Origin of the sequence: Acinetobacter sp. ANC 3929 (assembly GCF_000369405.1) — a bacterium.
Lineage (GTDB): Bacteria > Pseudomonadota > Gammaproteobacteria > Pseudomonadales > Moraxellaceae > Acinetobacter.
In genome coordinates this window covers 191,492-218,469 of the sequence record NZ_KB850002.1, presented here as the reverse complement: position 1 = coordinate 218,469, position 26,978 = coordinate 191,492, and the positions used below count along the sequence as shown (strand labels likewise).

Below are 26,978 nucleotides of genomic sequence, written 5' to 3'. Positions count from 1 at the left end.
ATCAACACTGCAAGAAACTCGCCAATAGATAGAAATAGAGTTATTTAGAACATGAAAAATACATGAAATTTAATCAATGCTTTTAAAAACATCATCTTGTAGAGCTACGGTCTAACAGTTGATGTACACCTTCTCCAGCTGCACGCCCAGTTGCGAAACAGGCTGTCAATAAATAGCCACCTGTCGGTGCATCCCAGTCCAGCATTTCACCACAGCAAAACACATAAGGATGAGATTGCAATTGCAGTTGTGGAGATAACACCTCTTGCTTCACCCCGCCCGCACAGCTAATTGCTTCTTCGATTGGACGGAAGCCATCTAAAGAAATACTGAGATGCTTGATCTGCAGAGCTATTTGCTTGGCATCTGACCATAAGCTTTTATCGACAATTTCCCGAAGCAGATTAATTTTAACCTGATCCAACCCTGCTTTACGCCAAAGATTGGTGAGAGACTGCTTTTTATTGCCCTGTAGTTTGTTTTCTAACTGTTCAACGCTGATATCTGGAAGCAAATCCAGATGCAATTGTAGTGGTTGCTGTTGGGCAAGCTGCATTCTCAGATCACGACCCAATTTATAAATCACACCACTCTCAAAACCATAGTGAGTAATAATAATATCGCCATGTGTTTGTTGTTCAGGCCATACCCAAGCATTGACGCGCTTCAGCGGCTGTCCAAAACATTCCTGCATAAATGGTGACCATGTTTTCAGGACACCAGCATTACTGGCTTGAAATGGCTCAATTTCATGCTTTGGTAGCCACTGCTGCCATGCCCCATCACTCCCCAATTGCGGCCATGATACCGCACCACAGGCCAACACAATCGCATCATAAGTTTCACTAAATTGCTGAGTCTGATTCTCTATGATGAGTTGATTGTTGGATAAATCCACACAACGATGACGATAATGAAATTTTACGCCATCATTCATCAATCGCTTTAACCAAGCACGGAGTAACGGTGCTGCTTTCATTTCTACAGGGAAGACGCGTCCTGAACTGCCGACATAGGACTCAATCCCCAACCCCTGCATCCAGTCCTGAATCCATTGCGCATCCCATTGTTTAACCCAAGGTGCTAACCATTCCGCCTGATCATAACGCTGGATAAAAGCTTCAACAGGTTCAGCATGTGAAATATTCAGCCCCGTCTTGCCGGCCATTAAAAACTTACGTGCAGCCGAAGGTTTCTGCTCAAACACTTCTATTTCATAATCGTATTGGCTGAGTACTTCAGCAGCCATCAAACCCGCTGGACCCGCACCAATAATGGCAACACGCTTAGGCATCGCGATGCTCTGGGGCATTTTGACCTTGTAACGGCGCAAAATCATCAAAACGGGTTGAGTAATCTTCTGACTTGCGAATGATCAGCTGCTGACAAAGCTCACCACGTTCTAAATATTTGATTTCAAAATGGGTTCGGGCAGAATCTGCTGCAATGTTTTGTTTTTCGTAAGGTAATTTCCATACTTCAATTAATTGTTGTTCCGCTTCATCAATATATTCAGGAATATTACTCGCCAAAGTAATTGTGCCATTCGGTTGAAGGCGTGAAAGAAGAAATTCGAAAAATGGCATATTCAGCCAGCGCTGCGCTGGATTATGCGGTTCTGGATTAGGGTAGAGAATAAAAAATTGTTGTACTTGTGCCGGGAATAACGCATGCACCACCCAAGGCAAGGCATCGGCATGAATCGGATTTAGATATTCACGTGGTTCTAATTGATGCTGTTTTTGCATCGCCACAAATTTTTCTTTGGTTCGCTCAATTGCATACAACGTGGTTTGCGGGTTTTGCCCTGTAAACAGCAAAGCATGTTTGCCTTTTCCCGCCCCAATTTCAACGCAAATCGGCGTATTGGGAATGGCAACAAAATCACGAGGCGCTTGCATACGTTGCGCTTGAAATTGACGAATCGACATAATCTCATCAAACTATCTAGAAATCGGCACAAGTCTAACAACTCACCTTACTTTTGCCTAATCTATTTGCTCTATGTTTTAGGAATTTTCTATGCCACGTACATTCCCCTGCCCACGTTGTGGTGAAACCAGTACTTGGGAAGCGAATGCGTTTCGTCCGTTCTGTTCAGAACGTTGTAAGATGATCGATCTTGGTGCCTGGGCCAGTGATGAATACAAACTGCCAACACAAGATGCACCACAGGCAGACCAGAAACGCAATGAAGATGATTATGAAGACTAATCATCTTCATTTTTCAAAAAAATTAAATTTAACTCCACTTAGATTCATTTTAATAAAAATTTACATATTTTAGATGTGTGATTTACATCACAGTAATTTACTTTTTGATGACCCTGTGCAAATCTTAAGCTAGACATTGTATTGAATAAAAATAGCAAATAACACGACAACTTATCGCTCACACTGATCCAGCTTTACTCAAAATTTTATAGGGATCAGTTTGTTTAATAAAAATATTTAGACTTACTAGGATGTAATAATGAATCAGTATATTCCCTATCAACTGAAGGTTTTGGTCAACCAAATTGATCCTAACTTAGATGCCAATTGGCAGACTCATTTACAGGCACTTTTTGCCACATGCTCCCATGAAGACTGCGAATATATCTGCCAACAAATATTGCAACTGAAAAAAATCCATTGGAATCGAAAAGAGAATAGCTTTTGTTATTTGGCCAAACATGACATCCATCTACTGGCAGAAAAAATTCAAGATGCACCCATGAAAGTATTGGTCAGAACCATTGCCAACTCTTTAGAAAAATTAAAACAATACAATGATATCTATGAAATTTCTGATTATTTAGAAAATATGCTCAGCCAAATCCATCGTATCAATACCGAAGATGACTTTGATCTAGAAGCGCAAAAAAAGCAGGTGTTAAAAGAATTTATTTATGCTGCTGCACAAATTATCTTGGCAAAAGAACGAATTCAACTCCCCAACAATCAACGCAATATCAATACGGATATTATTAAGACATTTATTAGTGAAGTATTTTTAAAACAACAATTACTCAAATATTCTTTTAACATCGTTCGTTCGCATCAACTGCGAGAAGAAAAGCCTCATATTCTTAAATATTTTTTATATAAGCAGCAGAAATCTCGACAGCTGGATATCGTGAAAACCTCTCGATATATTTTTGCGCTCTCACCAAGTAAGGAAGGATTAACAAATACCTTTTCAATTCGGCGATTTTTACAAGAAGAACAATTTGAAGCCTGCGAGAACGTTTATTTTAATGCTGCCATTTTAGATTTAGACCAGATCGAAAACGAGTCATTGCATCAACAATTCCAATGGCAAGTGAGTCACATCATTACCATTGATAAACAGGTCAACCAATATGTTTCTGATGTTGTTCGCCAAATCGAACTCTACGCCAATAAAACTCTGATTCCATTTTTGATGGAACCTCTCAATCCTCAGGGGGTTTTTATTGAAAAGTTGGTTGAACAGCGACTCATTGATTTTGAACAAAAGTTATGTCGCAATATTCTTGAGCCAGTCGCAGATGCCTTAAAACATGCTGTTCATCATAGTGATGAATGCAGCTATCTGTATCTGAGTGTCAAACAAACGCTAGACGATCTGATCAGCCATTTTGTTGAGTTTCACTCGCAGCCTTCGATCATCTTCAATAAACAGGTCAATCTATTCATCGCTCGACTTAAATCTTATGCCACCTTGTTACAAAAACGGCATGCAGATGTATTTACTGTTTTTTCTTATGAGGAATGGAAAAAGCACCATGCAGAAGCATTAGAACCGACCAATATTCTTAAAGATATCAGTATCAGTTGCTTACAAGAATATAAAGATGCATTTTCAGAATTAAAAGAAAATCAACGACAACTAAAACAAAGTGCGTCATTTCTGAGTAAACTGCTAAACAAGCCTCAGAAAATTAAAGATAATATTATCAAGTTAAAAGAAAAAACCTCACAAATCAAAAGACATGCGCATCAGGAAATTATTCGCATTCAACGCCGCTTTCCTTCTCTGATTGTGTATTTAGAATTTGAATCACTTATCTCGATCAACCATAAAGAACGCCATTATGCTTTCCCGACTGGGGACAATGGTATTACAAGATTACCCATTCTGATTCAGATCCCCGAAGACAAAGCCTCTTTTGATTTACAAACAATTTGTAATAGTCTGAATTTTGATGTGAATCTTGCCAATCAAAAATGGCTGGAAACGATTTGAACAGCAAGCTTCTGTATAAATTCCAATCTTTATACAGAAGCTGAAACCAAAGATTAACCTGCTTTGCTTGCAACAAATGGATTAAATTGCTTTTCATAACCAATGGTACTCATTGGTCCATGCCCTGAAATAAATTGCGTTGCATCAGGCAAACTAAAGCATTCACGTTGAATCGAGTCTAATAACTGTTGATGATTACCTTTTGGAAAGTCTGTACGCCCAATCGAACCTTTAAACAGTACATCGCCAGTCCATAGCAAGCCATGTTTAGCGTTATAAAACATCACATGACCTGGGGTATGCCCAGGTGCAAAACGGACTTCAAACTCATCATCACCGAGCTTTAATACTTCGCCACCTTCAAGCCATTGATCAACTTTTACAGGTTGTGGGATCGGAAAACCATAACGTGCCGAGACTTCCTGAATCATATCCAACCAAAATTGATCTTCTTTATGTGGGCCAATCACAGGAATCTTCCACGCTTCAGCCAACTCACCGACTGCGCCTGCATGATCAAGATGCCCATGGGTCAACCACAGTGCCTTGACCTTTAAACCCAAGGTTTCCACTTCTTTTTTTAGTACAGCCGCATCACCGCCTGCATCAATCAAAATCGCTTCTTTGCTTTCACTGTCCCACAAAATTGAGCAGTTTTGGGCAAATGCAGTAACAGGGACAATTTTGACTTGTAACATAGAAACCTCTGGCGAAATAAAGCGTCGATTTAACGATGGGCTAAGGTATGAGTGAGTGCATCAAGATTAGCCTGAACCAGACTGGCAAGCAAATCTATATGTGATTGATCTGCATTCAAGGCAGCAATATAGGCATAATCTCCACCGCCTGCGTGCTGGAAAATCTCTTTATTCTGTATCGCCAACTCTTCCAGCGTTTCCAAACAATCGGCTGAAAATGCAGGACTAATCACCTGCACAGACTGAACCTTTTGCTCACCCCATTGCTGTAACACCTGATCCGTATAGGGCTTGACCCACTCTTGCTTACCAAAACGTGACTGGAAGCTGATCGCCCATTCATGTTCTTGCAGATGTAAAGCCTCTGCAACTAGGCGGGCGGTCATTCGACAACGATCCGCATAAGGATCACCTTTATCAGCATAAGGCTGAGGAATACCGTGGAACGACATGAGTAATTTTTCAGGTTTCCCATGCTGCAATTGATAGTTTAATACGCTATCTACCAACGCCTGAATAAATAGAGGATGCTGATAATAATCCTTAATCAGGGTAATCCCAGGTAAATGACGCTGCTGTGGAATCCATTTGGCAAAGGCATCATATAAAGGTGCAGTTGAGGTCGCAGAATATTGTGGGAACAAGGGTAATAAAATGACATGCTCTTGTGGTGTTTGCGCCAGTTGATCAAGCACATCATGAATACTGGGTTGACCATAGGTCATTGCAGGGACAACGGTAAGATCAAACTGATGATTTTCTTCTTGTAAACGCTGCTTAATCAGCAGTGTTTGCTCCAATACAATTTCACGCATGGGTGAGTCATTTGACCAAACCGAAGCATAAGCTTCAGCCACACGTTTTGGACGAAAGGTTAGGACAAATAAATGTAAGATGATCCACCAAAGTAACTTGGGAATCTCAATCACACGCGTATCTGACAAAAATTGCTTTAGAAAGCGTCGTACTGCTGGCACAGTGGCTGCATCTGGTGTTCCAAGATTGGCCAGAATCACAGTCACTTTTGGTTTTTGTGTCACTAACATAGACCGTATCCGCTTTTCATTGAGTTCATCCAATTACTTTAGCAGTTTTAGGGCTTTTTTCTAAATTGGATTAATGCATGGTTTTAAATTGAAAAACCCGATTGCTATCCAAGACATTACTTTCCAGCAGTTTCTGCCCTTTAGAAGTCAGTTGCCACAACATACGTTGCCGGTCATCCCGCCCAGCTGGCACAATCCATTCATTTTGACGCATTTGTAACTTGATCTCATGCAAAGCACGAATATTCACCTGTGCTCGCGACACCGCATGCGCTCGAGGCATTTCTTTACGCGCGTCGTCCAAACCTGTTTCATTCAAATATTCATTCATTCTTTTGGAAAAATATTCTTCAGGTGTAGGTATCACAAATGCTGTACCTAAAACGTTTAACAATTGTGCCCAAGTCATTTTACGATGCGGTTTAACTTCCTTGAAGTTACCATCTTGATAGGCATGCATACGATATTCAAATGAATAGAGTTCATGCATGGAGACTTTGGGTACATTGGTCAGCGGATCTGCTTCACGATTACCCAACTCGGTTTCAAGCTGCTTCACTTTGGCACGCAATGCATCAATTTCATCACGTAATACCTGTGTGTTTTGTGGACGTACCCAACCCACGACAGGATAACGCTCTAGCATCTGCGGCATACTGGAACGCACGGCCAACTCTAAATCTCTGAGCGTGCGATAACAGAATACTTGGTCAACTTCATGTTGAAGTTGCTTCCTAAATTCTTTAAATTTTTCTTTTAATTCAGATTTATGATCATGTAGTTTTACATCACGCGATTCTGGTTCTTCATGCATAAACACAATCACAGGCTTCTGTTTGGTCATCGCATAAATATATTCCAGATGCATATAGCCCACGCCTGAAACCGATTGTTCACCGTATTGGCTGCCCAAGAGAATCACTACATAATCACAATCATCAATTTGACGACGTGCAATTGATGTACTTAAAGGTGTCCGTTGTTCTAAACCCCAAGACAGGAATCCCATTCCCACAAGAGTTTGTGCCAAAACCGCTCGCTCTGGCTGCATTTCATTGCCAGAGGTAGAAATAAAGACTTGATAACGAGTATCTTGCATAGGCTAAGCCCCAATTCATTTATCAATAATATCAAGTATGCATCTTGATTTTTATTAACAGCTATTCCCCAATAAAATATATAAAACTGGCTCGATTTTAGGTATGAGAAACACCTAGATCGTCCAAATTTCTAACTTTCCATGTTAATTGTTCTGGTATTAGGTGCTGAAGGACTGGTTGCAGTGCAACAGCATTGTTACCACTGACATAACATTCAATACGGGTAATGTTATGACGCAATTTGTCACATAATAACCCATTTTTAATTAAAATATAGGTAGTTTGTCGTGCAACTGCTTGTCCAGAATCAATTAATTTTAATTTTTCTGCAAAAATCTGATGAATCGCTTGTTTTAGAAATGGATAGTGGGTACATCCCAACACTAAATAATCAGCACGCTGCTCAACCACAGGTTGTAGTATCTGTTGCAAGACATTTAAACACGCTGGACTCATTTCCTGACCAGCTTCTACAAATGGAACCAATTCTAAATTCGTGACTGTTAAAACATTAACACCAGCAGGCTCCGCAAATTTAGAGATGACATCTTTGATCAACTGACCGCGAAAGGTTGCAGGTGTCGCCAGTACCGCTACAACTTTTGACTGGGTTTGAATCACTGCGGGTTTCAATGCAGGCACTAAGCCAACAATTGGAAATCGCTCACCATAGTGCTCTCGCAAATAATCCAGGCTAAATGCCGAAGCGGTATTGCACGCCACAACCGCAATTTTGCAGCCTTGACGATATAGCCATTCAATCGCCTGAGCTGTGAGTTGGCGGATTTCCTGATCGCTACGTGCCCCATACGGGACATGTGCCGTATCGGCATAATAGATAATCTGCTCATTGGGCAAATGTCGAGCAATCTCTTGCGCAACCGATAGTCCACCCACCCCTGAATCAAAAACACCAATAGGCGCATCTGATGATGCATGCGGCATAGGATTGAGTAAAAGAGGCATCGATTGAACAGCTGTCATACACACTTAGGCATTGGTTTATTCTCTCTTTTAAGCTTAAACCTCAGGTGCTCAAATGCAAGACCAAATCACCACTTTTTAGTGTTAAAACCGTCTCGCCTTGCGCATTTTCAGACAAGCTGCCGTAGTTTACAAGATGATAAAAACTCTGGCGCTGGATCAAGGCATTCATCCCAAAACGAACATGCACATAAGGTCTTAACTCACCGTCATATTCACGCATAAAAATGGGATGTTGCTCATCGACAATCACCACATCCTGATTGATCGTGGTCAGTTGTAAATAGGTTTTACCCTCAATTTCCACCTGATCTGCCTGATTAATCAACAAAGGCTCATCTTCGACTTCAATTTCAATCTGTTCAACGGGGGTTTTGAGATAGAATTTGCCATCTTCTTTCCATAGCACTTTGCTAAACAGGTCAAGCAGTGCTTGTCGCTTGACCAATTGACCTTCGTGCCACCATTCACCATTGGCTTTTATGCGTAGATCCATTTTGCCGCAATGCTTCGGATGCCACTGGTCTAATGGGGGAATTGACCTTTTGTGACTTTGCTGTACATCTTTTATGTATTGTGCAATGTCCATTAAGTTTTTATCATCAGAAAACATGATTTTTCCCTGATTTTCTAAAGGGTTTTGTGGAGAATCATTTTCATTTATCATAGTTTATGCCTTGATGACGAGAAAATATGACCGCTCAGCCAATTGGCGAGACCAAGGTTTAAAACTATACTAGCCCAAACGTTTGCGAGCACATACTATCATTTGTGTTCGGCAATTCAGAACACTCATGGCAGCACCGAATCGCAATATTACGGTTGCCACCCTTAAAAATATGAGGAGTCCTACATGGAACACATCGAACGTGAAGCGATGGAGTTTGACGTAGTGATCGTTGGCGCAGGACCTTCGGGTTTATCTGCTGCGATTAAAATTCGTCAATTAGCGATTGAAAACAACCTACCTGATCTTTCTGTATGTGTTGTTGAAAAAGGCTCTGAAGTAGGTGCGCATATCCTTTCTGGTGCTGTACTTGAACCACGTGCCATGAACGAATTATTTCCGAACTGGAAAGAAGAAGGTGCGCCACTGAATGTCCCTGTAACGGGCGACGAAACATATTTCTTACTGTCTGATAGCAAAGCACAAAAAATGCCGCATTGGATGGTGCCTAAATCAATGCACAACGATGGAAACTATGTGGTTTCCCTTGGTAACGTTGTTCGTTGGTTAGGTCAAAAAGCTGAGGAACTGGAAGTTTCAATCTTCCCGGGCTTTGCTGCTGCTGAAGTACTTTATCATGAAGATGGTACGGTAAAAGGTATCCAAACTGGTGATATGGGGATTGGCAAAAATGGTGAGCCAACACACAACTTCACGCCAGGTTATGAGCTGCATGCCAAATATACATTATTTGCTGAAGGCTGCCGCGGTCACCTTGGTAAGCGCCTGATTGCTAAATACAATCTAGATAAAAATGCTGATCCGCAACATTACGGTATCGGAATCAAAGAACTTTGGGAAATCGACCCTGCAAAACACAAACCAGGTTTAGTGATGCATGGTGCAGGTTGGCCTTTGTCTGAAACAGGTTCTACTGGTGGCTGGTGGTTATATCACGCAGAAAACAACCAAGTGACCATGGGTATGATCGTGGATTTATCGTATGAAAATCCACACATGTACCCATTTATGGAAATGCAACGTTGGAAAACACACCCAACCATCAAACAATTCCTTGAAGGCGGCAAACGTATTTCTTACGGCGCACGTGCGGTTGTGAAAGGTGGCTTCAATGCTTTACCTAAACTCACCTTCCCAGGCGGTTGTTTGATTGGTGATGATGCTGGTTTCTTGAACTTCTCAAAAATCAAAGGCTCACACACCGCAATGAAATCAGGTATGTTGTGTGGTGAAGCAGTCTTTGAAGCAATTGCTGCAGGCGTTGCAAAAGGCGGTGATCTTGCGATTGCACGTGTGCTTGAAGGCGAAGACCACTTTGACAAAGAGCTCACTGCTTATACCGATAAATATAACAATTCTTGGTTAAAAGAAGAGTTATATAGCTCGCGCAACTTTGGTCCAGCAATGCACAAATTTGGTCAATGGATTGGTGGTGCATTCAACTTTATCGATCAAAACATCTTTAAAGTGCCATTCACTTTGCATGATCTTAAGCAAGACTTTGCGGTACTTAAAACTGTAGATGCTTCAACGTTTAAGCCGAACTATCCGAAACCTGATGGCAAGCTGACCTTTGACCGTTTATCTTCTGTATTCGTATCAAATACCGTACATGAAGAAAATCAGCCAGCACACTTAAAGTTGACTGATCCATCTATTCCAGTTGATGTAAACCTACCAAAATGGGATGAGCCTGCTCAACGCTACTGTCCTGCTGGTGTTTATGAAATCATGGAAAATGATGATGGTTCGAAACGCTTCCAGATTAACGCAGCAAACTGCGTACACTGTAAGACTTGTGATATTAAAGACCCTTCACAAAACATCACTTGGGTAACACCAGAAGGTGGTGGTGGTCCGAACTATCCGAATATGTAATTCCTTGCGAAGCTTTAGTCGCTTCTCATATCCAAACATGTAATTCAAAATAAAAGAATCCGAGTTTAGACTCGGATTCTTTTATGCTTTCGTTTTATTTGGCTAAAAGGACAGTTAACCCTTCTGCACTAAATAACGATATTCAGTATTACTGTTTTCATCCTGACTTTCTTCTTTCAATACCAATTCATGGCCAAGATGCATACAAAATTTTGGAATATCCCATGATGTTGAAGGGTCTGTGGCCAATACCTCAACAATATCGCCAGACTTGGCTTTGCGAATGGCTTGATGCAACATCATCACAGGCTCAGGGCAACGTAAACCTCGCGTATTGATTTGAACAGCAGGAAGTTTTGGTTGTTCAGACATCATAAAACTCAAATATTCGAATTTTCACATTTTAGCATAAACTGCTGATATGAAAATCATCATCAGCTTTTTGAAAAACTGTACGTTTTTTACATAGTATTATTGATGCATATCCGCTTTATCTTCGGTATGATGAAAATCATCTAATTGATATAGAGAGTCTTTAGGAAAGATCATGGTCGAGGAATCCAGTCCGTCGTGGGGTATGCGTGGCTTAAGAAAATGGTTAGGTACCGCACCTGAAACCCGCGATGAATTACTCAAGTTAGTTCAAGACTCACGTCGCTTTTTAGAGCCAGATACTGTTGCTATGCTTGAGGGTGTTCTCGATCTGCCAGCAACAAAGATTCGAGAAGTCATGACGCCGCGTACAGCGATTATCAGCTTACAGGAAGATGATCAATTACTTGATATTCTGCATGTGCTGATTGATTCAGCACATTCGCGCTTCCCAGTATTCTCTGCGGATCAAACGGATAATGTCGTTGGTATCTTATTAGCGAAAGATCTCTTACCTTTTTTAACTGAACGCAATACTAAAGTTGATATTCGTTCACTGATGCGTCAGCCTGTATTTGTACCTGAAAGTGCACGTTCAGACCAAGTATTACGCATGTTAAAAAATACCCAGACCCATATTGCAATTGTCATCGATGAATATGGTTCGACTTCTGGTTTAGTCACACTTGAAGACATTCTGGAAGAGATTGTCGGTGAAATCGAAGATGAACACGATATCGCAGATGAAGAAGCCTTATATATCGTGCCAGATAATGACCCGACCACAGCCAATACCTGGATTGTGCAGGCACTTACACCAATCGAACACTTCAACACAATTTTAGATGCAGATTTTTCTGACGATGAAGTTGAAACTATGGGCGGTTTACTGCTGCAAGAGATTGGTTTAGTGAGCGATTTACAAGGTCAAACCATTGAGCTTGGCGATTGGCAATTTACCATTATTGAAGCAGATGCACGCACTATTCATCTGATTCGAGCTGTCCGTCAATGAGAACCTATTTTGAAAAGCTGTTAAATTCGTCTCAACCGCAGAAACAGCTTCCTTTTATTTTTCCACTATTGATTGCACTCATTTCGGGTGCAATCTTTAGTTTGGCTTTAGCCCCATATTATTTCTGGTGGCTTGCGATTTTATCGCCTGCATTATTGTATGCAGTATTACGCCAACGTAGCCCTCGACAAGCTTTTGCACTCGGTTGGGCCTATGGTTTTGGTTTATGGTTTGTCGGCGCATTTTGGTTGTACACCTCGATCCATACCTACGGGGATACCAATGCCTTTTTAAGCATTTTGATGATTGTCTTTATGGCAGCCGCAATGGGCTTATTTACGGCTTTTCAGACATGGCTGTATCGTCGCTTCTTCCCAGAAACACCATTAACTTTCGCCCCACTCTGGGTGTTATTTGAATGGGCAAAAACTTGGGTATTTACAGGTTTTCCATGGTTGTTTGCAGGTTATGCCTTCACTGAACGCTTACTCGATGGCTATGCGCCTTTATTTGGCGTCTATGCTGTTTCTTTCGTGGTGATTGTACTGGCCTGTGCCTTGGTCGAAATTTTAAATCGTCGCTGGTTTTGGGCAATTCCTTCAGCACTCTTGGTACTAGGTGCTTGGGGGGCTGGATTTATTCAATTTGTGCAACCTAAAGCCGCTAAACCACTCAGTGTTTCACTCATTCAAGGTAATATTCCACAAGACTTGAAATGGTTAACCGAATATCAAATTAAAACCTTAGAAATTTATGCCAACCTCACTCGTGCTGAATGGGGCCGTGATCTAATTGTCTGGCCTGAATCCTCAATTCCGATGTTCCAAACGGATATTCCAGAGTTTTTGGATGCTATGGCTGCGCAAGCGAAAAAAACAGATACCGCTTGGGTCACAGGGATTCCTTACTGGGACCTACCTAAATCACAGCAAGCTGGCGAGCCGCTGTATTACAACAGTATTATGGCTTCAGGTAGTGATTCACAAGGCTTGTATAAAAAACAACGTTTAGTGCCATTTGGTGAATATATTCCATTGTCAGGGATGCTGAAATGGGTACTTCCTGCGATGCAGAATGATGTCAGCATGAGTGGCTTTTCTCGTGGTGAAGCCAATCAAAAACCGCTGACGGTAAAAGGTCATGCACTGGCAGCCGCCATTTGCTATGAAGTGGCTTATCCAAACCTGACCCGTCGTAATGCGTCTAATAGTGACTTTTTAATTACAGTATCGAATGATGCGTGGTTTACAAGGACGGCTGGACCTTGGCAACATTTACAAATGGTACAGATGCGTGCCAAAGAAAATGGTCGCTGGTTTATTCGTGCCACCAATACAGGGGTAACTGCATTTATCGATCACAATGGTCATATCGTCAAACAAGCGCCAATGGATCAAGAGGTCGTGTTGCGTGGCGATTTACCAGCTATGCAAGGGCAAACGCTATACAATCGTTTAAGCGATTACCCAATCCTGATTTTCTCACTATTATTGTTAGTTATGGGATGGATCTATCGTCCACGTAAAGTTGATATCACTTTCAAATCCCGTCGATAAACTAAAATAACTTTGTGCCTCCAGAGATCTCAAATTCTGGGGCACAAAGGACAACCTACCCAAAAACCAATGACTCAATCTTTCACTGAACTTACGGTATCTGCTTCTCTTCCCTACTTAAATAATTACTAGTAAGAACAAAGGCCTATAGTGTTAAGGAAATACCCTCTTTCTGATTTGTAATTTCAAATATTTGTGTTAGATTAACTCTGCTGATCAAAAAAAGCCGTAAACGTTTACGTCAATCAACGTGCCCAACATATCTCCAACAAGACTTGGAACAATTTTAATCAAGATATTTATATCTTTGATAAGGCATTGGCTTTTGTTGGTTTACGGAGTAAAAATGCAAAATTCTCAATCTTCTTCTTTCCGTTTTCAAAAGATTCCAAATCGTTACGCCTCAGTTGTTTTACCTTTCTTCCTATCAATCATCATGACGTTTATCGTGTCATGTATTAGTACATTACGCAGTATTGGCTTTGAACAATTTTCTGTTCATACATGGATGTCAGCCTGGGGGATTTCTTGGATCATTGCTTTTCCAGTCCTGCTTTTGGTATTACCTATAGTCCGAAAAATCACTATGCTGATTGTTCAGCCCACTTAAATTAGACAAATAAAAAACGTAGATCTCATATCTACGTTTTTGGCCTTAGACAGTCTAAAATATTTATATTGCTATAAAAAACTGCATAGTTAAATAAGCAACCAAGCTAGATAAAAATAACATTGGAATATAGCGATAAGCACTAAACAGCAGCTGTTCATATTTTGAAATCAGCTCTTTATTACTCCAAACTGTAGTTTTTAAAGCACTCAAAAAGCACAAGACAAACCATGCACTGAACATGCTTAATGCAAAGAAACCAATCATAATCTGGCTACTTCCCTCAGTGGTTTGCCATAATGTCAAAGCACCTTCACTAATGGGTAATAAAGTTAAAATGAGCAATACAGATTTAAGCATTGCCCAATGAAACTGATTCAGTTCATCCAACATAAAGAATGCTTTCATCTGATTTCTCCACATCTTATTGTTTCAATGGCTTGAATTTATTATGCAAAGCTTTGATCTAAAGAAATAGTCTATTTTTCTGCATAATTTCTTTTTCTTGTAACTATCAAATATGGGAATAATTCTTATTATAACTCTCACATATTTAATGTTTTATTCTTCTTATATTTTTCAAACAGTTATATTATTTTATTTAATTAAGAAATATTATCACTTCACTTTCTATTTATTTAATTCAGAAGTGAAGTGATATTTTATTCTACATTATGGCTGATAATAAATATCGGCATCATTGCCTTCGCCACCTTCTTTACCATCCGCACCAAACGAATATAAATCAAATGAACGACCTTCACGGCCTGGAATGACATACTGTAAATCATTTTCCCAACTGTCTTTTGGATAGCCGCCTTTGACATAACCACCTGGTAACCAGTTTTTCGCAGAAGCAGGTTGATTTACCAATGCATCTAAGCCGCCATCTTGCATCGATGGGTAACGACCATTATCTAATTTATATTGATCTAAAGCCCCCGCGACACCTTTTAAGGTAATACTGGTGGTATCCACTTTAGCCTTTTCACCACGACCCATGACGTTTGGAACGATCAGTGCAGCCAAAACACCTAGAATTACAATAACAACCATCACTTCTATTAACGTGAAGCCAGATTGCTTCACATACATTTTTTGATTCTTCATTTTCATCTCTTACATGTCACTCATTAGATCATATTGTTCATATTAATAATTGGCAACATTACCGCAATCACAATCACCAATACAATTGCTGCCATAAAAATCAGCATCAAGGGTTCAAGTAGCGCCAGTAAAGTTGAAATAAAGGTGGTCACTTCACGATCTTGCATGGTCGACGCCCGATCTAACATCCGATCCAGTTCACCTGAGGCTTCACCACTTCGAATCATTTGTACCATCATCGGGGGAAAATAACCGCAACGTTCCAATTGTGTTGCCAAATTACCACCTTCTGTTACACGCTCCATTGCCACTTCAATTGCATCACGAATCACCCAGTTATTACTGACTTCAGCGCCGATACGTAGAGCTTCAACCAAAGGCACCCCAGAACGCGTTAAAATGGACAGAGTACTGGCAAAACGTGCAGCATTTATACCACGTGAAAGTTTACCAAATAGTGGCAATCTGAGCGTTAATCGGTCAAATGCATAATGCCCTGCATTGGTTCTTAAAAATCGGGTAAATAGAATCATGGCAATAAAGGCAAGAATCAGCATGCCAACCCAAGTATGCCGAATAAAGGCGCTGGCTTTCATCAATGCGACCGTGATCCAAGGCAATGCTTCTTTGCTTTGTTCAAAGGTTTTGACGATTTCAGGCACGACATAAGTCATCAACCCCATCACAATCCCGAAAGACATCAGCATCAGCACAATCGGATAGATCATTGCGCCCTGAATCTTTTTCTGCATGGCAAAACGATTTTCGGTGTAATCAGACAGTTGATCTAGAATCAGATCTAGATGTCCTGAACGTTCCCCGGCTGCTACCGTTGCAATATATAGCTCAGGAAACCGACCTGATTGCTGCATACTTTTTGCCAGTGAATGTCCTTCAAGAACCTTGGAACGCACGGCGATCAATAAATTTTGGACATGTGATTTTTCACTTTGTTTACTGACTGCACGCAAGGCTTCTTCCAATGGAATACCTGCGGCAACTAAAACGGAAAGCTGACGGGTCATCAATGCTAAGTCATAAGCACTAAAGCTTTTTTTAAACCATGATCGCTGTTGCTGTTTGTCTTTTTGTTCAACGGCATCAACCGCAATCGGTGTCCATGCTTTATCGCGTAACTGTTGGCGAATTTGACGTGCAGAATCCCCTTCAAGCACACCTTTATGTTGCTTTCCAGAGGCATCAAGAGCGGTAAATTGATAAGCAGGCATGGTTCTGTTCTAATTGTCCCAAAATGTTGTTGTTGCTATTGCATCCGTGTTTGCAATGAAATACATGAGTTTCACAAGAAATTCATCGACATAACACTCCGCACTTTAGCATAATTCCATGACATGCAGTCATGCCTTGTATAAGTTGTTTTAGTCAATAACACAACCTAAAGGCTGAAGTGTCAATCGCCCCTTATATGAATGAAGCCTATATGTCGTCCCAAAATTCTAACGCTATTTTGTACCGTATTCGAGTTGCGATACCCGTTTATGTGTATGACACGTTTGACTATACGGTCAGTGCTGAGCAATACGCTCAAGCTCAAATCGGTGCACGTGTCGCGATTTCTTTTGGTCGGCAAAATCTTGTTGGGATCATTACGGAGAAAGTTGATCCTAACGAAGCGTTTACAGGGCAATTCAAACTTAAGGCCATCACAGAATTACTCGATCAGGAATCGATTCTAGACCAACAAGTTTTAACTTTGTTGACATGGTCTGCCCAATATTATCAATTTCCGATTGGTGAGGTGATGCAAAGTGCCCTGCCAACGTTATTAAGACAAGGGCGTGCCTTAGATATTCTGTTTCATTTATGGAAAATCACAGCACATGATGATCCAGCATCGTTATTAAAACGATCTCAAAAACAATATGATGCCTATCAAGTTCTAAAACTTCATCCGCACGGTACCACCGAGAATGTTTTAAATCTCAGCGGTGTAGAAACCTCAACCCTGAAAGCTCTAGAAAAAAAAGGCTTGGTTGAGTGCTGTCTGGAACCACATGATTTCACCCCGACACCCGTACAATTGGCACAAGTCCCATTAACACCCAATGATGATCAGAAAAAAGCGATTCAACAGATTCTCAAAGCACAGTATCACTATCAAGCTTTTTTACTCGATGGTTTGACTGGCAGCGGTAAAACCGAAGTCTATTTGCAAGTGATGCATGAGGTGTTAAAGCAGGGCAAACAAGTTTTGGTATTGGTGCCTGAAATTGGCTTGACACCTCAAACTGTAGCGCGATTTAAGTCACGCTTTCATTGTGATGTTGCCTTGCTCCATTCAGGTTTAAATGACTCAAAACGCTTACAAGCTTGGCAACATGCCCAAACAGGTAAGGCTTCAATTATTATTGGTACACGCTCTGCGATCTATACGCCGCTGCCTCATCTGGGTTTAATTATTCTGGATGAAGAACATGACCTTTCCTATAAACAACAAGAAGGCTTTCGTTACCATACCCGTGATGTCGCCTTATACCGTGGACATTTACAAAACTGCCCTGTGATTCTCGGTTCAGCTACCCCGAGTATCGATAGTTATCATCTGGTTGAATCAGGCAAGTTGCATCTGCTTGAACTGAATCAACGAGCAGGTGTCGCGGTACTCCCCAAAATGCATGTGGTTGATTTAAAGGTCGCAAAAAAGAAGCATGGTCTGAGTCAGACCTTAATTGAACAAATCAAACATACCTTAGAGCGTAAAGAGCAGGTCTTGATCTTTCTAAATCGACGTGGCTATGCACCGATTTTGATGTGTGAAAGCTGCGGCTGGCAAGCCAATTGCCCACATTGTGATGCGCACTTTACCCTACACTCACAGCCTTACCATTATTTGCATTGTCACCATTGCGGTACCATCAATCGTCTACCTGATCATTGCCCTGCATGCCAAAAACAAAGCTTAAAAACCATTGGCGCAGGAACAGCAAAGCTTGAAGAACATTTACAAGAGCTCTTCCCTCACCATGAAGTCATTCGGGTCGATCGTGACAGTACCAGCCGAGTCGGTAGCTGGCAGAAGATTTATGATCGCATTCAGCAAAATAAACCCAATATTTTGCTAGGTACACAAATGCTGGCCAAAGGTCATCATTTTCCGCATGTCACTCTTGTTGCTATTTTAGATATTGATGCAGGCTTACTGAGTGTTGACCCGCGCGCGCCCGAACGTACAGCACAACTGATTGTACAAGTTGCTGGTCGTGCTGGTCGCGGTGAGCATAAAGGCAGTGTCTATTTACAAAGTCTGCGCCCTGATCATCCGATGCTGACCACTTTAATTGAGCATGACTACCGTACTGTCGCCAAACAAATCCTGGCTGATCGTAAGATTGCTCTACTTCCACCTTATCGCTATGCAGTACTGGTTCGAGTCGAATCTAAAGATCGAGATTATAGCCAACAATTCTTAGCAGATATTGCGCAACAATTACGAACAATGGCTGGGGATTTAGTTGATATTTGGGGACCAATTCCTGCACCGATGGAACGTAAAGCTGGTCGTTATCGCGCGCATATGGTGATTTTGTCTACTGATCGCGCCAAACTGCATTTTTATTTGCGTCAATGGTGGCAACACGTCGTACACTTGCCTCGTCAACATCTACTGAGGCTATCCATTGATGTGGATCCACAGGAATTTAGTTAGAAGCTCAGTCTAAGCTTGTTCAGGTTATCGAATATTTCCCAATATCATCTTTTCAGATCATATTTTTATAGACAACTCATTTGAGTTAGTCTAGACAAAATAGAAAAAATTGAGGCATTCAATGTCTTTACTACTACCGATTATTTTTGTACTGGCTGCGACTTTAATTTTTGTCCCACTCGCAAAACGCTATGCCGCCAATACTGTATTGGGTTATCTGATCGCAGGACTTCTACTCGGCTCCAATGTCTCAGGCCTGATTGAAGATCCACAACTGATCAACAAAATACTCGATTTGGGGATGATTGCGGTCATGTTCTTTGTCGGTTTCGCTTTTCGACCACAACAACTTTGGCTCGAGCGCAGAGGCATCCTTAAAAATAGTGGATCACAACTCGCAGTCATTACCTTTGTTTTGATCGGAGCATGTTTTTTATTGTTCAATCAGCTACTGACAAGCATAATTCTCGGTTTTGCCTTAGCACTATCCGCAGTCGCCTTACCGCAACAACTGCTACAAAAGAAACAACAACTCAATCAAAAATTGGGACAAGCAACCTTAGCCACTTTACAATTTCAGTCCTTCATTGCGGTCATTTTGATCGTGCTGTTTCCTTTACTTGAAGATACTGCTTCTACTCGACATGGTATTGCTTATTTTGCCGCCATTATCGCCACCATTTCAGGTTTATTTTTAGCAAGCCGTTATTTGGTCCGACCTGCTTTTCGTTTCTTGGCACGTAAAAACAGTATCCAGCTTATTCCTGTATTGAGTTTATTGATCGTTCTCTCGGTGATTCTGATCATGGATATTCTCAATATCCATATTTTGATTGCCGCATTTCTCGCAGGACTGCTCCTTGCAGAGACAGAATTTAAAACAGAGATTGAGCGTGTTGTAGAACCTTTTAAAGATACTGCGATCGGGCTATTTTTCCTTGCGATTGGCTTAGAACTCTCGCTACACGCTTTAAGCCAATCTCCGCTCTTGATTCTAGGTTCAATCTTTGGACTAGTCTTGATCAAGGCTGGGGTGATTGCCGCAATCAGTTATTATCAGCAACGGCATGCTAAACGAAGTGCATTATTTGCAATCATTTTGGCGCAAAGTGGTGAACTCAGTTTTATTCTACTCAAGCTTGCAGAAAGTGAAGATTTACTGGCAAAAGAGATTTTAGCACCAGCCTTGCTGATTGTATGTGGATCAATGCTGCTGACTCCTGTGCTGTATTGGTTATTGGATTCAAAAATTTTGCCAAGCTTGCAGAAACAAGTCTCGAGACCGGTTGACGAGGTTCCTCAACACCCGATTCTCATTTTGGGTTTTGGTCGTTTTGGACAAGTGGTTGCACGTGTTCTACACGCGCAAGGCAAACAATTCAGTGTGATTGACAGCAATCAACCCGATGCTGATTTTATTGAACAATATGGACATCGTTTCTTGGATGCTGATGTTACCCAAATCGAGAACTTACGCGCTGCAGGTATTGAATATTGCAAATTACTAATTCTTGCCATCGATGATGTTGAAGACAGCATGAATCTGGCACGCCACCTGCGTTTGAACTATCCAGATTTAACCTTATTTGTTCGCGCCCGAGATCGCCATCATGCACATTTACTCAATGATTTAGGAGTACAACATATTTGGCGTGAAACTCATGCATCATCGTTAAATATGGCGCAACAGGCCTTGATTGAAACGGGTCTTTCAATTGAACAAGCACATCACCAGATTGAACAATTTAAGCAGGAAGATGAGCTGCTCTTGATCCAGCAGCATTGGGCTCATGAACAACAGGATGTGATAGAAAGCTATCCAAATGCGATTGCTGAACTTGAGTATTTGTTTGAAAACACAAAAACTTTAAGATCAGATCGCCTGAGCAATGATCAAAACACACAAAGTGATGCAAATTCACTCAATGAAACATCTTGAGTTTTGGCAAACTGACACCATTATTGACTGCATAACCATGCACCTTTTTATAAAGCCTGAAGTGCTTTACAAGGCAAAGCGTTGCTTTGTTTTCCCCTTAGGGGGTACTGGAGAAAAATATGTCTGATTTACGCCAACGCTTTTTTATCGAAGACTGCCCTGTTCGCGGTGAAGTAGTACATTTAGAAGAAGCGCTTCAAACTATTTTGGCGCAACGTGAATATATGCCTGCGGTACAAAGCCTGTTAGGTGAAATGCTCAGTGCAACAGCCTTACTTGCCAGTACACTTAAAATTCATGGCCGTATTAGCTTACAGATTCAAGCAAATGGAACCTTTAAATGGGCCATGGCTGAGTGTAACCATTTAGGTGAAGTTCGTGCTTTGGCAGATTACGAAGAAGATCCACGTTTCGTTGAAGGTAGCGATAGCCGTACTGTGCTTGCAGCGTTAACCAACCCTGTTCTATTTATCAACATTGAACCTGAACACGGCGAACGCTATCAAGGTATCGTACCACTTGATCAACCGACCTTGGCAGGGTGCTTGACGCAATATTATGATTTGTCTGCGCAGATCCCGACGCATATTGTATTGGCGACCAACAACCAACGTTCAGGCGGCCTATTGATTCAGCTCCTTCCTCGTAATGACGAAGAAGAACAAAAGTTGGTTGATGAAGATCTATGGCCACGTTTAACCATGCTCACTGAAACGCTTAAACCTGAAGAACTGACGGATCTATCAGCCAATGAAATTCTCTATCGTTTGTATAACGAAGAGGAAGTGCGTTTGCCTGAAGTGGAACAGTTAAAGTTTGGTTGTACCTGTTCGAAAGAACGTTGTGCCAATGCATTAATTCAAATCGGTGCACATGCTGTACATGAAACTTTAGAAGCACAGAATCCCATCCAGATGGATTGCCAATTCTGTAACACACGCTATGAATTTACTGCTGAAGAAGCATTGGCGTTATTTGGTGAACATTTAAGTTAATTTACCTAATGTTCAAAAAATAAAAAGAGACGGGCTTCCGTCTTTTTTTATTTTGTATTAAGGTCTACTCGATAAAACAATTTTCAAATCTCCCAAGAACATAGACCTTAATTTTGCCTTATGAATTCCTTCGAATATTTCCTGTTTATCATCAGTGTGGTTGTGCTGATCGCCACCCCTGGACCTGTGATGATTTTGGTGGCCAGTGCTGGCCTTAAGGGTGGCTATAAAAAAGCACTAGAGACAATTTTTGGTACTAACTTCGCTTCTTTAATCCTGATTTTTATTTCAGTACTGATTCTTAAAGGCTTTCTCACGATTGATGAAAATTATCTGAAAGCCATTCGTGTATTAGGTTGTCTCTATATTGCCTATCTCGGTTATAGCATTATTAAAGAAGTGCTTCAGGCACCGCACCCCGCAGCGATTCAAGCGGTATCTGCACAAAATGGTGGATTCAAGAAAGGTTTTCTGGTGGGGATTTCAAACCCCAAAGATATTATTTTCTTCTCGGCTTTTTTCCCGCAGTTTATTAATATCTCACCGAATATCAATTTCAGTTTAAGTTTGCTTACAGTAACCTGGATTATCTTGGATTTCCTCACACTGTCTTTGGTCTATCTGTTTTTCCGCAACCTCTCTCAAAGTAGTCTCTATCCCAAAATTCTGGGGCTATGTGGTGCTCTACTTATATTGATTGCAGTTTATGGTCTGGTTGAAACCTTTATCTAAATGACAAATCGAACATCAATGCCAGCTCATCCCCATTGAGCTTTTAGCCAAACAGAACAAGTCTTATACAATCGAATCCATTGAAATCTCTTGGATTCGTTCCATAATGAACCAAACACATCATTATATTTATTATAGATCATGGCAAAAAATTATTATGAAGAGCTCGGTGTTTCCAGAGATGCCGCAGCAGATGAAATCAAAAAAGCCTATCGAAAGCTGGCGCGTAAATATCACCCTGACATTAGCAAAGAAGCAGATGCTGAAGCCAAAATGCAGGCAATTAATGTCGCCTATGACACCCTAAGCGATAGCACCAAGAAAGCAGAATATGATCAAATGCTGGATCATCCACAAGGGTTTTCCAATTTTGGACAAGGCAATCAAAGTGGTTTTGATGGTTCACAATTCTATCGCCAGAGTTCAGGCGATAGTGCTGACTTTAGTGGTTTTGAAGACTTATTTGGACGCTTTGGCTCAGGCTTTGGGGGCGGGCAACAACGCTCTCAACGTCAACAGCGTAGCTATCGTGGCGAAGATCAACACGCCAGCATTCAAATCGATTTAGATATTGCCTATCATGGCTCAACTCAGCAGATCACCTTACAGATTCCAACCTATAACGTCTATGGTGAGCCTGAAGTCCAACGTAAGACCTTAGAAGTTAAAATTCCAAAAGGAATGAAGGAAGGCCAACAAATTCGCTTAAATGGCCAAGGTCAGAGTGGTGTTAACGGTGGCGAAAATGGTGATCTGTACATTGAGATCCAATATAAAGATAGCGACCGCATTCGTGTCGAAGGTGCCGATATCTATCAAACCATTGATGTCAGCCCTTGGGAAGCAGGTTTAGGACAAAGTATTGAGGTGCGTACGCCTGCTGGACAACTTAAAGTCAACTTGCCAAAAAACGCAAAAAATGGCCAGCAACTGCGTTTAAAAGATAAAGGGATACCAAGCAAGACTGCAGGGCATTTATACCTGATTCTTAATATTGTTTTACCGCCAGCGCACAGTGAACAAGAGCAACAGGCTTATCAACAATTTGCCGATGCCTTTGCTGCATTTCAACCGCGTGCCTCATAAGGAGTAAGATCATGACAACCATTCAATACAAAGAAATTCAATATGACGGTCATTACCAAGTTGAAATCATTGATGAACAATTGGCACTTGATCTTGAACACTTTGCAGAAGCATGTGGCCAAAGTACCGACTGGGTATTGAAACTGATTGATTATGATATTTTGCAGATCACTGTTGATCCGCAAAGCTATCAGTTTATTGGTGAAGATGTAAGCCGTGCTCGACGTGCGTATCGCCTGCAACGTGACTTTGATGCCAGTTTATCTGCTGTAGCCGTCATGTTGGATTTAATCGATGAAGTGCAACAACTCCGTAAACAACTGAAACATTTTCATTAAGCCATTTTTAGGATGACCAAACTATTTCAGCTTGGTCATTTTCTCGACTTCTTTCAGTGTTTGCTTGATCGGTTCATAGTCCAAGAACCACAACAAATTAAAATTACGTTGCCGATGCTGCTGTGCCAGCAAATCAATTACACTGCGTTCACCACGCCCAACCAAATGCTGTCGATAAAAGTAATACAGCAAGAATATTGTGCTCATCAGCATCACACCCAGCATAATCCAGAAACCGACAGGTGATTTCAGTCCTGGAATAAACTCAAAGTTCATGCCATACACCCCTGTCAGCAATGTCAGCGGTGCAAAGACTGCCGTAATAATGGCTAAGATGCGCATGTTTTCATTGGTTTGATTGGCGATCGCAGAGAAGTGTAAATCGATAGCTGATTGAATCGCATTTCTTAAGCGTAGCGTATGCTTCTGTACTCGCTCGACATGGCTCATCAGATCATTCAGACGCACCAACAAGATGTCCTGAGCCTTATGTTTATGCTCACCGACGACATGATGATAATTATCGACCAACTCATCTCTAAACTCTTGTAAAGTCTCAATTTGCTCCTCACACAAGTTTTCAATTTGCTGGAAAGCCATATCTTCATGAAACAATTGATGCCACTGCTTAAAACGACGATTGCCCTGTAACAATTGCTGCTGCCAATATTCAACCCGACGCGTTAAAGGATTACGCAAATTTAAATAGCCATCAATCATACTATTGAGCAACCGCAAGCATAAATCAGCGGGTGTGCTCGGTAATTTACGTGGTTTATTCTGCTCCGCGATCGGTCGTCCCATAATCATTTGGATACGTTGGATATAGCTTTCTACCGCCTTATTCCCTTGTTCTCTAACACTCACGAGAACTGTTGGCGTTAAGATAAAACTCATGGGCGTTGTCGCAAGACCAAAAATACTTTCATGTGCTTCTAGAACGTTCTCACTTTCAAGAATCTGGTCATCTGGACTAATTAACTTGCGGAACACCAAGAGGTCATATTCTTCAACCGTATCAAACGCACAAGGATGCTCAATATTGAGTAAATCCCGCATGTGAAATTCATTCAATACCAGTCCAGTACAGTCATAAATTTTTTTCTGCCAAGACTCGGTATGATTCACCATATCCTGTCTTAGACTATCCACCCACATAAATTCAAGCGTATGTTCTGCTTGTTGTTCAGTACTAATAAAAATTGTATTTTCACTGTTATGGCGATAGAAATAATAAAGCTGCATAGGACAATAGAAATTTGAATAGCTATGAAAGAAATGCTGCCACGAAGCTGCATAAAAAGCTATGTATATTACAGAGCAAGAACATCATCAAATAAAAAAAGCCTCACATGGAGGCTTTTTAACAATATCAGTAATTAAGCGTCTTTCTTGACAATGCCATGCTTTAAAGCATTGTCTAATTGCTCTTTATCTAAAGCATTATCCCATTTTGCCACTACGATCGTTGCACACGCATTGCCCACCAAATTGGTTAATGCACGGCATTCTGACATGAAGCGATCAATACCGAGAATCAACGCCATACCGGCAACAGGAATCGCTGGAACCACTGAAAGGGTTGCAGCCAAAGTAATAAAGCCTGCACCTGTAATGCCTGCAGCACCTTTAGAGCTGAGCATGGCAACCAAAAGAATCGTAATCTGTTGCGTTAAAGTCAGTTCAATATTACAAGCCTGTGCAATAAATAATGCTGCTAAGGTCATGTAAATATTAGTACCATCAAGGTTAAATGAATAACCTGTTGGAATCACCAGACCCACAACGGATTTTTCACAACCAGCCTTTTCCATTTTTGCCATCAACGAGGGTAATGCCGCTTCGGATGAACTCGTTCCTAGCACTAACCACAGCTCATCTTTGATATAGCGAATCAGATCAATAATCGAGAAGCCGTTGTAACGTGCGACTGCACCTAAAATAATAATGACGAAGAGTAACGCAGTAATATAGAAGGTTGCGATCAGCAGCATTAAATTACCAATCGAGCTAATTCCATAAGCACCAATGGTAAACGCCATCGCACCGAATGCACCAATCGGCGCAAACTTCATCAACATACCGACTAAATTAAATACTGGCGTAGTGAGTTGCTGTAAGAAATCAGTGATTGGACGACCTAAATCACCTGATTTCGCCAAAGCCAAACCGAATAGCACTGCGACAAAGAGCACCTGAAGAATTTGACCTGATACAAATGGGCTTACCAAAGTATCTGGAATAATATTCATCAAGAAGCCAGTAATTGTAGACTCATGCGCTTTTGCCGCATATTCGTCTACTTTAGTACTGTGCAAGGTGCTTGGATCAATATTGAGACCATGACCAGGCTCAATCACGTTTCCGACAATCAGACCGACAATCAAAGCCAAAGTTGAGAAGGTTAGGAAGTAGATCATCGCCTTCCCTGTTACTCGACCAACACTGCCGAGATTTTTCATCCCAGCAATACCCGTCACAACAGTCAGGAAAATCACAGGGGCAATAATCATTTTCACCAATTTAATGAAAGCTTCGCCCAAGGGTTTTAAGCTCTCACCAAATTCAGGAAAGAAATGACCGAGCAATATCCCTGCAACAATTGCGAAGATCACTTGCACATATAGAATTTGATAAAATTTGGGTTTCTTTGGCGGCTGTTGGTCATCTTGACCTGTGGCTACATGATCGACGTGCATGCGCGATATTCCTTCATATTGAGATGACAAATAGACTTCCGACTGTCTATCTAAAACCTTATAAACACAGGTAGGAGCGGAAAGTGGGAGAATTCTACGTTAATTGTGTGGACTGCAATTAAAGTATTAGACTAATGTCTAATATAAAGAAAATTTATGTTTATAGTTTTGGATTTTTATAGCTATAACAATCATTCATTTAATAAAAAAGCGCATTGTTTAAACAATGCGCTTTTTTAGATTTAGATATTGGTT

General features: G+C 41.1%; 25 protein-coding genes. 12 read left to right on the top strand and 13 right to left on the bottom strand.

What is annotated here, in order from left to right; translation table 11 throughout:
* Positions 1–91: 91 nt before the first annotated feature.
* A complete protein-coding gene (locus tag F909_RS00535) occupies positions 92–1,294 on the bottom strand; it encodes a TIGR03862 family flavoprotein (protein WP_005154996.1) in 1,203 nt (400 codons plus the stop codon).
* A complete protein-coding gene (locus F909_RS00540; protein WP_005154995.1) occupies positions 1,287–1,931 on the bottom strand; it encodes a class I SAM-dependent methyltransferase in 645 nt (214 codons plus the stop codon). The genes F909_RS00535 and F909_RS00540 overlap by 8 nt, the downstream gene beginning before the upstream one ends.
* Before the next feature lie 91 nt (positions 1,932–2,022).
* Here F909_RS00540 and F909_RS00545 point away from each other — a divergent pair, with 91 nt between their 5' ends.
* Positions 2,023–2,214, top strand: coding sequence for a DNA gyrase inhibitor YacG (locus F909_RS00545; protein ID WP_005154994.1), 192 nt, complete (start codon positions 2,023–2,025; stop codon positions 2,212–2,214).
* A 259-nt stretch (positions 2,215–2,473) separates the two neighbouring features.
* The gene (locus tag F909_RS00550) at positions 2,474–4,210 is read left to right on the top strand and encodes a hypothetical protein (RefSeq protein ID WP_005154992.1); all 1,737 of its coding nucleotides are present in this window, start codon (positions 2,474–2,476) and stop codon (positions 4,208–4,210) included.
* 53 nt (positions 4,211–4,263) lie between these two features.
* On the opposite strand, the gene F909_RS00555 is transcribed toward F909_RS00550, so the two are convergent.
* The 5 genes from F909_RS00555 to F909_RS00575 all read right to left on the bottom strand — a co-directional run bounded on the left by F909_RS00555 (position 4,264) and on the right by F909_RS00575 (position 8,705).
* Entirely contained in the window at positions 4,264–4,908 is a 645-nt protein-coding gene (locus F909_RS00555) for an MBL fold metallo-hydrolase (protein ID WP_005154982.1), read from the bottom strand.
* 29 nt (positions 4,909–4,937) lie between these two features.
* A complete protein-coding gene (gene hemH, locus F909_RS00560; protein ID WP_005154980.1) occupies positions 4,938–5,954 on the bottom strand; it encodes a ferrochelatase in 1,017 nt (338 codons plus the stop codon).
* A 70-nt stretch (positions 5,955–6,024) separates the two neighbouring features.
* A complete protein-coding gene (locus tag F909_RS00565; protein WP_005154970.1) occupies positions 6,025–7,053 on the bottom strand; it encodes a DUF4062 domain-containing protein in 1,029 nt (342 codons plus the stop codon).
* Positions 7,054–7,150: 97 nt separating this feature from the next.
* Complete coding sequence (gene murI, locus F909_RS00570; RefSeq protein ID WP_005154968.1) at positions 7,151–8,038, bottom strand: glutamate racemase; 888 nt, start codon at positions 8,036–8,038, stop codon at positions 7,151–7,153.
* 43 nt (positions 8,039–8,081) lie between these two features.
* Entirely contained in the window at positions 8,082–8,705 is a 624-nt protein-coding gene (locus F909_RS00575) for a DUF1285 domain-containing protein (RefSeq protein ID WP_005154966.1), read from the bottom strand.
* Between the two features lie 186 nt (positions 8,706–8,891).
* Between F909_RS00575 and F909_RS00580 the strand changes: the two genes are divergently transcribed.
* A complete protein-coding gene (locus F909_RS00580) occupies positions 8,892–10,604 on the top strand; it encodes an electron transfer flavoprotein-ubiquinone oxidoreductase (protein WP_005154964.1) in 1,713 nt (570 codons plus the stop codon).
* A gap of 114 nt (positions 10,605–10,718) precedes the next feature.
* On the opposite strand, the gene tusA is transcribed toward F909_RS00580, so the two are convergent.
* Positions 10,719–10,976, bottom strand: a complete 258-nt coding sequence (gene tusA, locus F909_RS00585; RefSeq protein ID WP_004802398.1) for a sulfurtransferase TusA — start codon at positions 10,974–10,976, stop codon at positions 10,719–10,721.
* Positions 10,977–11,151: 175 nt separating this feature from the next.
* Between tusA and F909_RS00590 the strand changes: the two genes are divergently transcribed.
* The 3 genes from F909_RS00590 (at position 11,152) to F909_RS00600 (ending at position 14,157) form a co-directional block, all read left to right on the top strand.
* Entirely contained in the window at positions 11,152–11,991 is an 840-nt protein-coding gene (locus F909_RS00590; protein WP_005154962.1) for an HlyC/CorC family transporter, read from the top strand.
* Positions 11,988–13,547: an apolipoprotein N-acyltransferase gene (gene lnt, locus F909_RS00595; protein ID WP_005154961.1), complete on the top strand. Its 1,560-nt coding sequence runs from the start codon at positions 11,988–11,990 to the stop codon at positions 13,545–13,547. The genes F909_RS00590 and lnt overlap by 4 nt, the downstream gene beginning before the upstream one ends.
* 346 nt (positions 13,548–13,893) lie before the next feature.
* Positions 13,894–14,157 (top strand): DUF2798 domain-containing protein, encoded by a 264-nt coding sequence (locus F909_RS00600; RefSeq protein ID WP_005154959.1) that lies wholly within the window; start codon positions 13,894–13,896, stop codon positions 14,155–14,157.
* A 63-nt stretch (positions 14,158–14,220) separates the two neighbouring features.
* On the opposite strand, the gene F909_RS00605 is transcribed toward F909_RS00600, so the two are convergent.
* The 3 genes from F909_RS00605 to gspF form a co-directional block, all read right to left on the bottom strand.
* Positions 14,221–14,565 (bottom strand): hypothetical protein, encoded by a 345-nt coding sequence (locus F909_RS00605; RefSeq protein ID WP_005154958.1) that lies wholly within the window; start codon positions 14,563–14,565, stop codon positions 14,221–14,223.
* Positions 14,566–14,829: 264 nt separating this feature from the next.
* On the bottom strand, positions 14,830–15,267 hold the full coding sequence (gspG, locus tag F909_RS00610; protein WP_005154957.1) for a type II secretion system major pseudopilin GspG: 438 nt from the start codon (positions 15,265–15,267) through the stop codon (positions 14,830–14,832).
* A 23-nt stretch (positions 15,268–15,290) separates the two neighbouring features.
* Positions 15,291–16,496, bottom strand: coding sequence for a type II secretion system inner membrane protein GspF (gene gspF, locus F909_RS00615; RefSeq protein WP_005154955.1), 1,206 nt, complete (start codon positions 16,494–16,496; stop codon positions 15,291–15,293).
* A gap of 212 nt (positions 16,497–16,708) precedes the next feature.
* Here gspF and F909_RS00620 point away from each other — a divergent pair, with 212 nt between their 5' ends.
* The 6 genes from F909_RS00620 to F909_RS00645 all read left to right on the top strand — a co-directional run bounded on the left by F909_RS00620 (position 16,709) and on the right by F909_RS00645 (position 24,024).
* Positions 16,709–18,934, top strand: coding sequence for a primosomal protein N' (locus F909_RS00620; RefSeq protein WP_416202072.1), 2,226 nt, complete (start codon positions 16,709–16,711; stop codon positions 18,932–18,934).
* Between the two features lie 121 nt (positions 18,935–19,055).
* A complete protein-coding gene (locus tag F909_RS00625) occupies positions 19,056–20,873 on the top strand; it encodes a cation:proton antiporter domain-containing protein (RefSeq protein ID WP_005154950.1) in 1,818 nt (605 codons plus the stop codon).
* A 119-nt stretch (positions 20,874–20,992) separates the two neighbouring features.
* Positions 20,993–21,868, top strand: coding sequence for an Hsp33 family molecular chaperone HslO (gene hslO / locus F909_RS00630; protein ID WP_005154948.1), 876 nt, complete (start codon positions 20,993–20,995; stop codon positions 21,866–21,868).
* A gap of 120 nt (positions 21,869–21,988) precedes the next feature.
* A complete protein-coding gene (locus tag F909_RS00635) occupies positions 21,989–22,600 on the top strand; it encodes a LysE family translocator (protein WP_005154942.1) in 612 nt (203 codons plus the stop codon).
* A gap of 141 nt (positions 22,601–22,741) precedes the next feature.
* Positions 22,742–23,686 (top strand): DnaJ C-terminal domain-containing protein, encoded by a 945-nt coding sequence (locus F909_RS00640; RefSeq protein ID WP_005154941.1) that lies wholly within the window; start codon positions 22,742–22,744, stop codon positions 23,684–23,686.
* An 11-nt stretch (positions 23,687–23,697) separates the two neighbouring features.
* Positions 23,698–24,024, top strand: coding sequence for a chaperone modulator CbpM (locus F909_RS00645; protein ID WP_005154940.1), 327 nt, complete (start codon positions 23,698–23,700; stop codon positions 24,022–24,024).
* 21 nt (positions 24,025–24,045) lie between these two features.
* Here F909_RS00645 and F909_RS00650 read toward each other — a convergent pair whose 3' ends face one another.
* Both F909_RS00650 and F909_RS00655 read right to left on the bottom strand, forming a co-directional pair.
* A complete protein-coding gene (locus tag F909_RS00650) occupies positions 24,046–25,269 on the bottom strand; it encodes a magnesium transporter CorA family protein (RefSeq protein ID WP_005154939.1) in 1,224 nt (407 codons plus the stop codon).
* 134 nt (positions 25,270–25,403) lie between these two features.
* Positions 25,404–26,723 (bottom strand): dicarboxylate/amino acid:cation symporter, encoded by a 1,320-nt coding sequence (locus F909_RS00655; RefSeq protein WP_005154938.1) that lies wholly within the window; start codon positions 26,721–26,723, stop codon positions 25,404–25,406.
* Positions 26,724–26,978 lie beyond the last annotated feature (255 nt).

Bases quoted from the DNA above. Each gene is read 5' to 3' on its own strand.
- F909_RS00635 (WP_005154942.1), top strand. From the start codon at position 21,989: ATGAATTCCTTCGAATATTTCCTGTTTATCATCAGTGTGGTTGTGCTG.
- murI (WP_005154968.1), bottom strand. From the start codon at position 8,038: ATGACAGCTGTTCAATCGATGCCTCTTTTACTCAATCCTATGCCGCAT.
- F909_RS00550 (WP_005154992.1), top strand. From the start codon at position 2,474: ATGAATCAGTATATTCCCTATCAACTGAAGGTTTTGGTCAACCAAATT.
- F909_RS00650 (WP_005154939.1), bottom strand. From the start codon at position 25,269: ATGCAGCTTTATTATTTCTATCGCCATAACAGTGAAAATACAATTTTT.
- F909_RS00565 (WP_005154970.1), bottom strand. From the start codon at position 7,053: ATGCAAGATACTCGTTATCAAGTCTTTATTTCTACCTCTGGCAATGAA.
- F909_RS00625 (WP_005154950.1), top strand. From the start codon at position 19,056: ATGTCTTTACTACTACCGATTATTTTTGTACTGGCTGCGACTTTAATT.
- F909_RS00580 (WP_005154964.1), top strand. From the start codon at position 8,892: ATGGAACACATCGAACGTGAAGCGATGGAGTTTGACGTAGTGATCGTT.
- gspF (WP_005154955.1), bottom strand. From the start codon at position 16,496: ATGCCTGCTTATCAATTTACCGCTCTTGATGCCTCTGGAAAGCAACAT.
- F909_RS00645 (WP_005154940.1), top strand. From the start codon at position 23,698: ATGACAACCATTCAATACAAAGAAATTCAATATGACGGTCATTACCAA.
- F909_RS00555 (WP_005154982.1), bottom strand. From the start codon at position 4,908: ATGTTACAAGTCAAAATTGTCCCTGTTACTGCATTTGCCCAAAACTGC.
- F909_RS00540 (WP_005154995.1), bottom strand. From the start codon at position 1,931: ATGTCGATTCGTCAATTTCAAGCGCAACGTATGCAAGCGCCTCGTGAT.
- gspG (WP_005154957.1), bottom strand. From the start codon at position 15,267: ATGAAGAATCAAAAAATGTATGTGAAGCAATCTGGCTTCACGTTAATA.
- F909_RS00575 (WP_005154966.1), bottom strand. From the start codon at position 8,705: ATGATAAATGAAAATGATTCTCCACAAAACCCTTTAGAAAATCAGGGA.
- F909_RS00620 (WP_416202072.1), top strand. From the start codon at position 16,709: ATGTCGTCCCAAAATTCTAACGCTATTTTGTACCGTATTCGAGTTGCG.
- F909_RS00590 (WP_005154962.1), top strand. From the start codon at position 11,152: ATGGTCGAGGAATCCAGTCCGTCGTGGGGTATGCGTGGCTTAAGAAAA.
- hslO (WP_005154948.1), top strand. From the start codon at position 20,993: ATGTCTGATTTACGCCAACGCTTTTTTATCGAAGACTGCCCTGTTCGC.
- F909_RS00640 (WP_005154941.1), top strand. From the start codon at position 22,742: ATGGCAAAAAATTATTATGAAGAGCTCGGTGTTTCCAGAGATGCCGCA.
- hemH (WP_005154980.1), bottom strand. From the start codon at position 5,954: ATGTTAGTGACACAAAAACCAAAAGTGACTGTGATTCTGGCCAATCTT.
- F909_RS00545 (WP_005154994.1), top strand. From the start codon at position 2,023: ATGCCACGTACATTCCCCTGCCCACGTTGTGGTGAAACCAGTACTTGG.
- lnt (WP_005154961.1), top strand. From the start codon at position 11,988: ATGAGAACCTATTTTGAAAAGCTGTTAAATTCGTCTCAACCGCAGAAA.
- F909_RS00535 (WP_005154996.1), bottom strand. From the start codon at position 1,294: ATGCCTAAGCGTGTTGCCATTATTGGTGCGGGTCCAGCGGGTTTGATG.
- tusA (WP_004802398.1), bottom strand. From the start codon at position 10,976: ATGTCTGAACAACCAAAACTTCCTGCTGTTCAAATCAATACGCGAGGT.
- F909_RS00605 (WP_005154958.1), bottom strand. From the start codon at position 14,565: ATGAAAGCATTCTTTATGTTGGATGAACTGAATCAGTTTCATTGGGCA.
- F909_RS00600 (WP_005154959.1), top strand. From the start codon at position 13,894: ATGCAAAATTCTCAATCTTCTTCTTTCCGTTTTCAAAAGATTCCAAAT.
- F909_RS00655 (WP_005154938.1), bottom strand. From the start codon at position 26,723: ATGCACGTCGATCATGTAGCCACAGGTCAAGATGACCAACAGCCGCCA.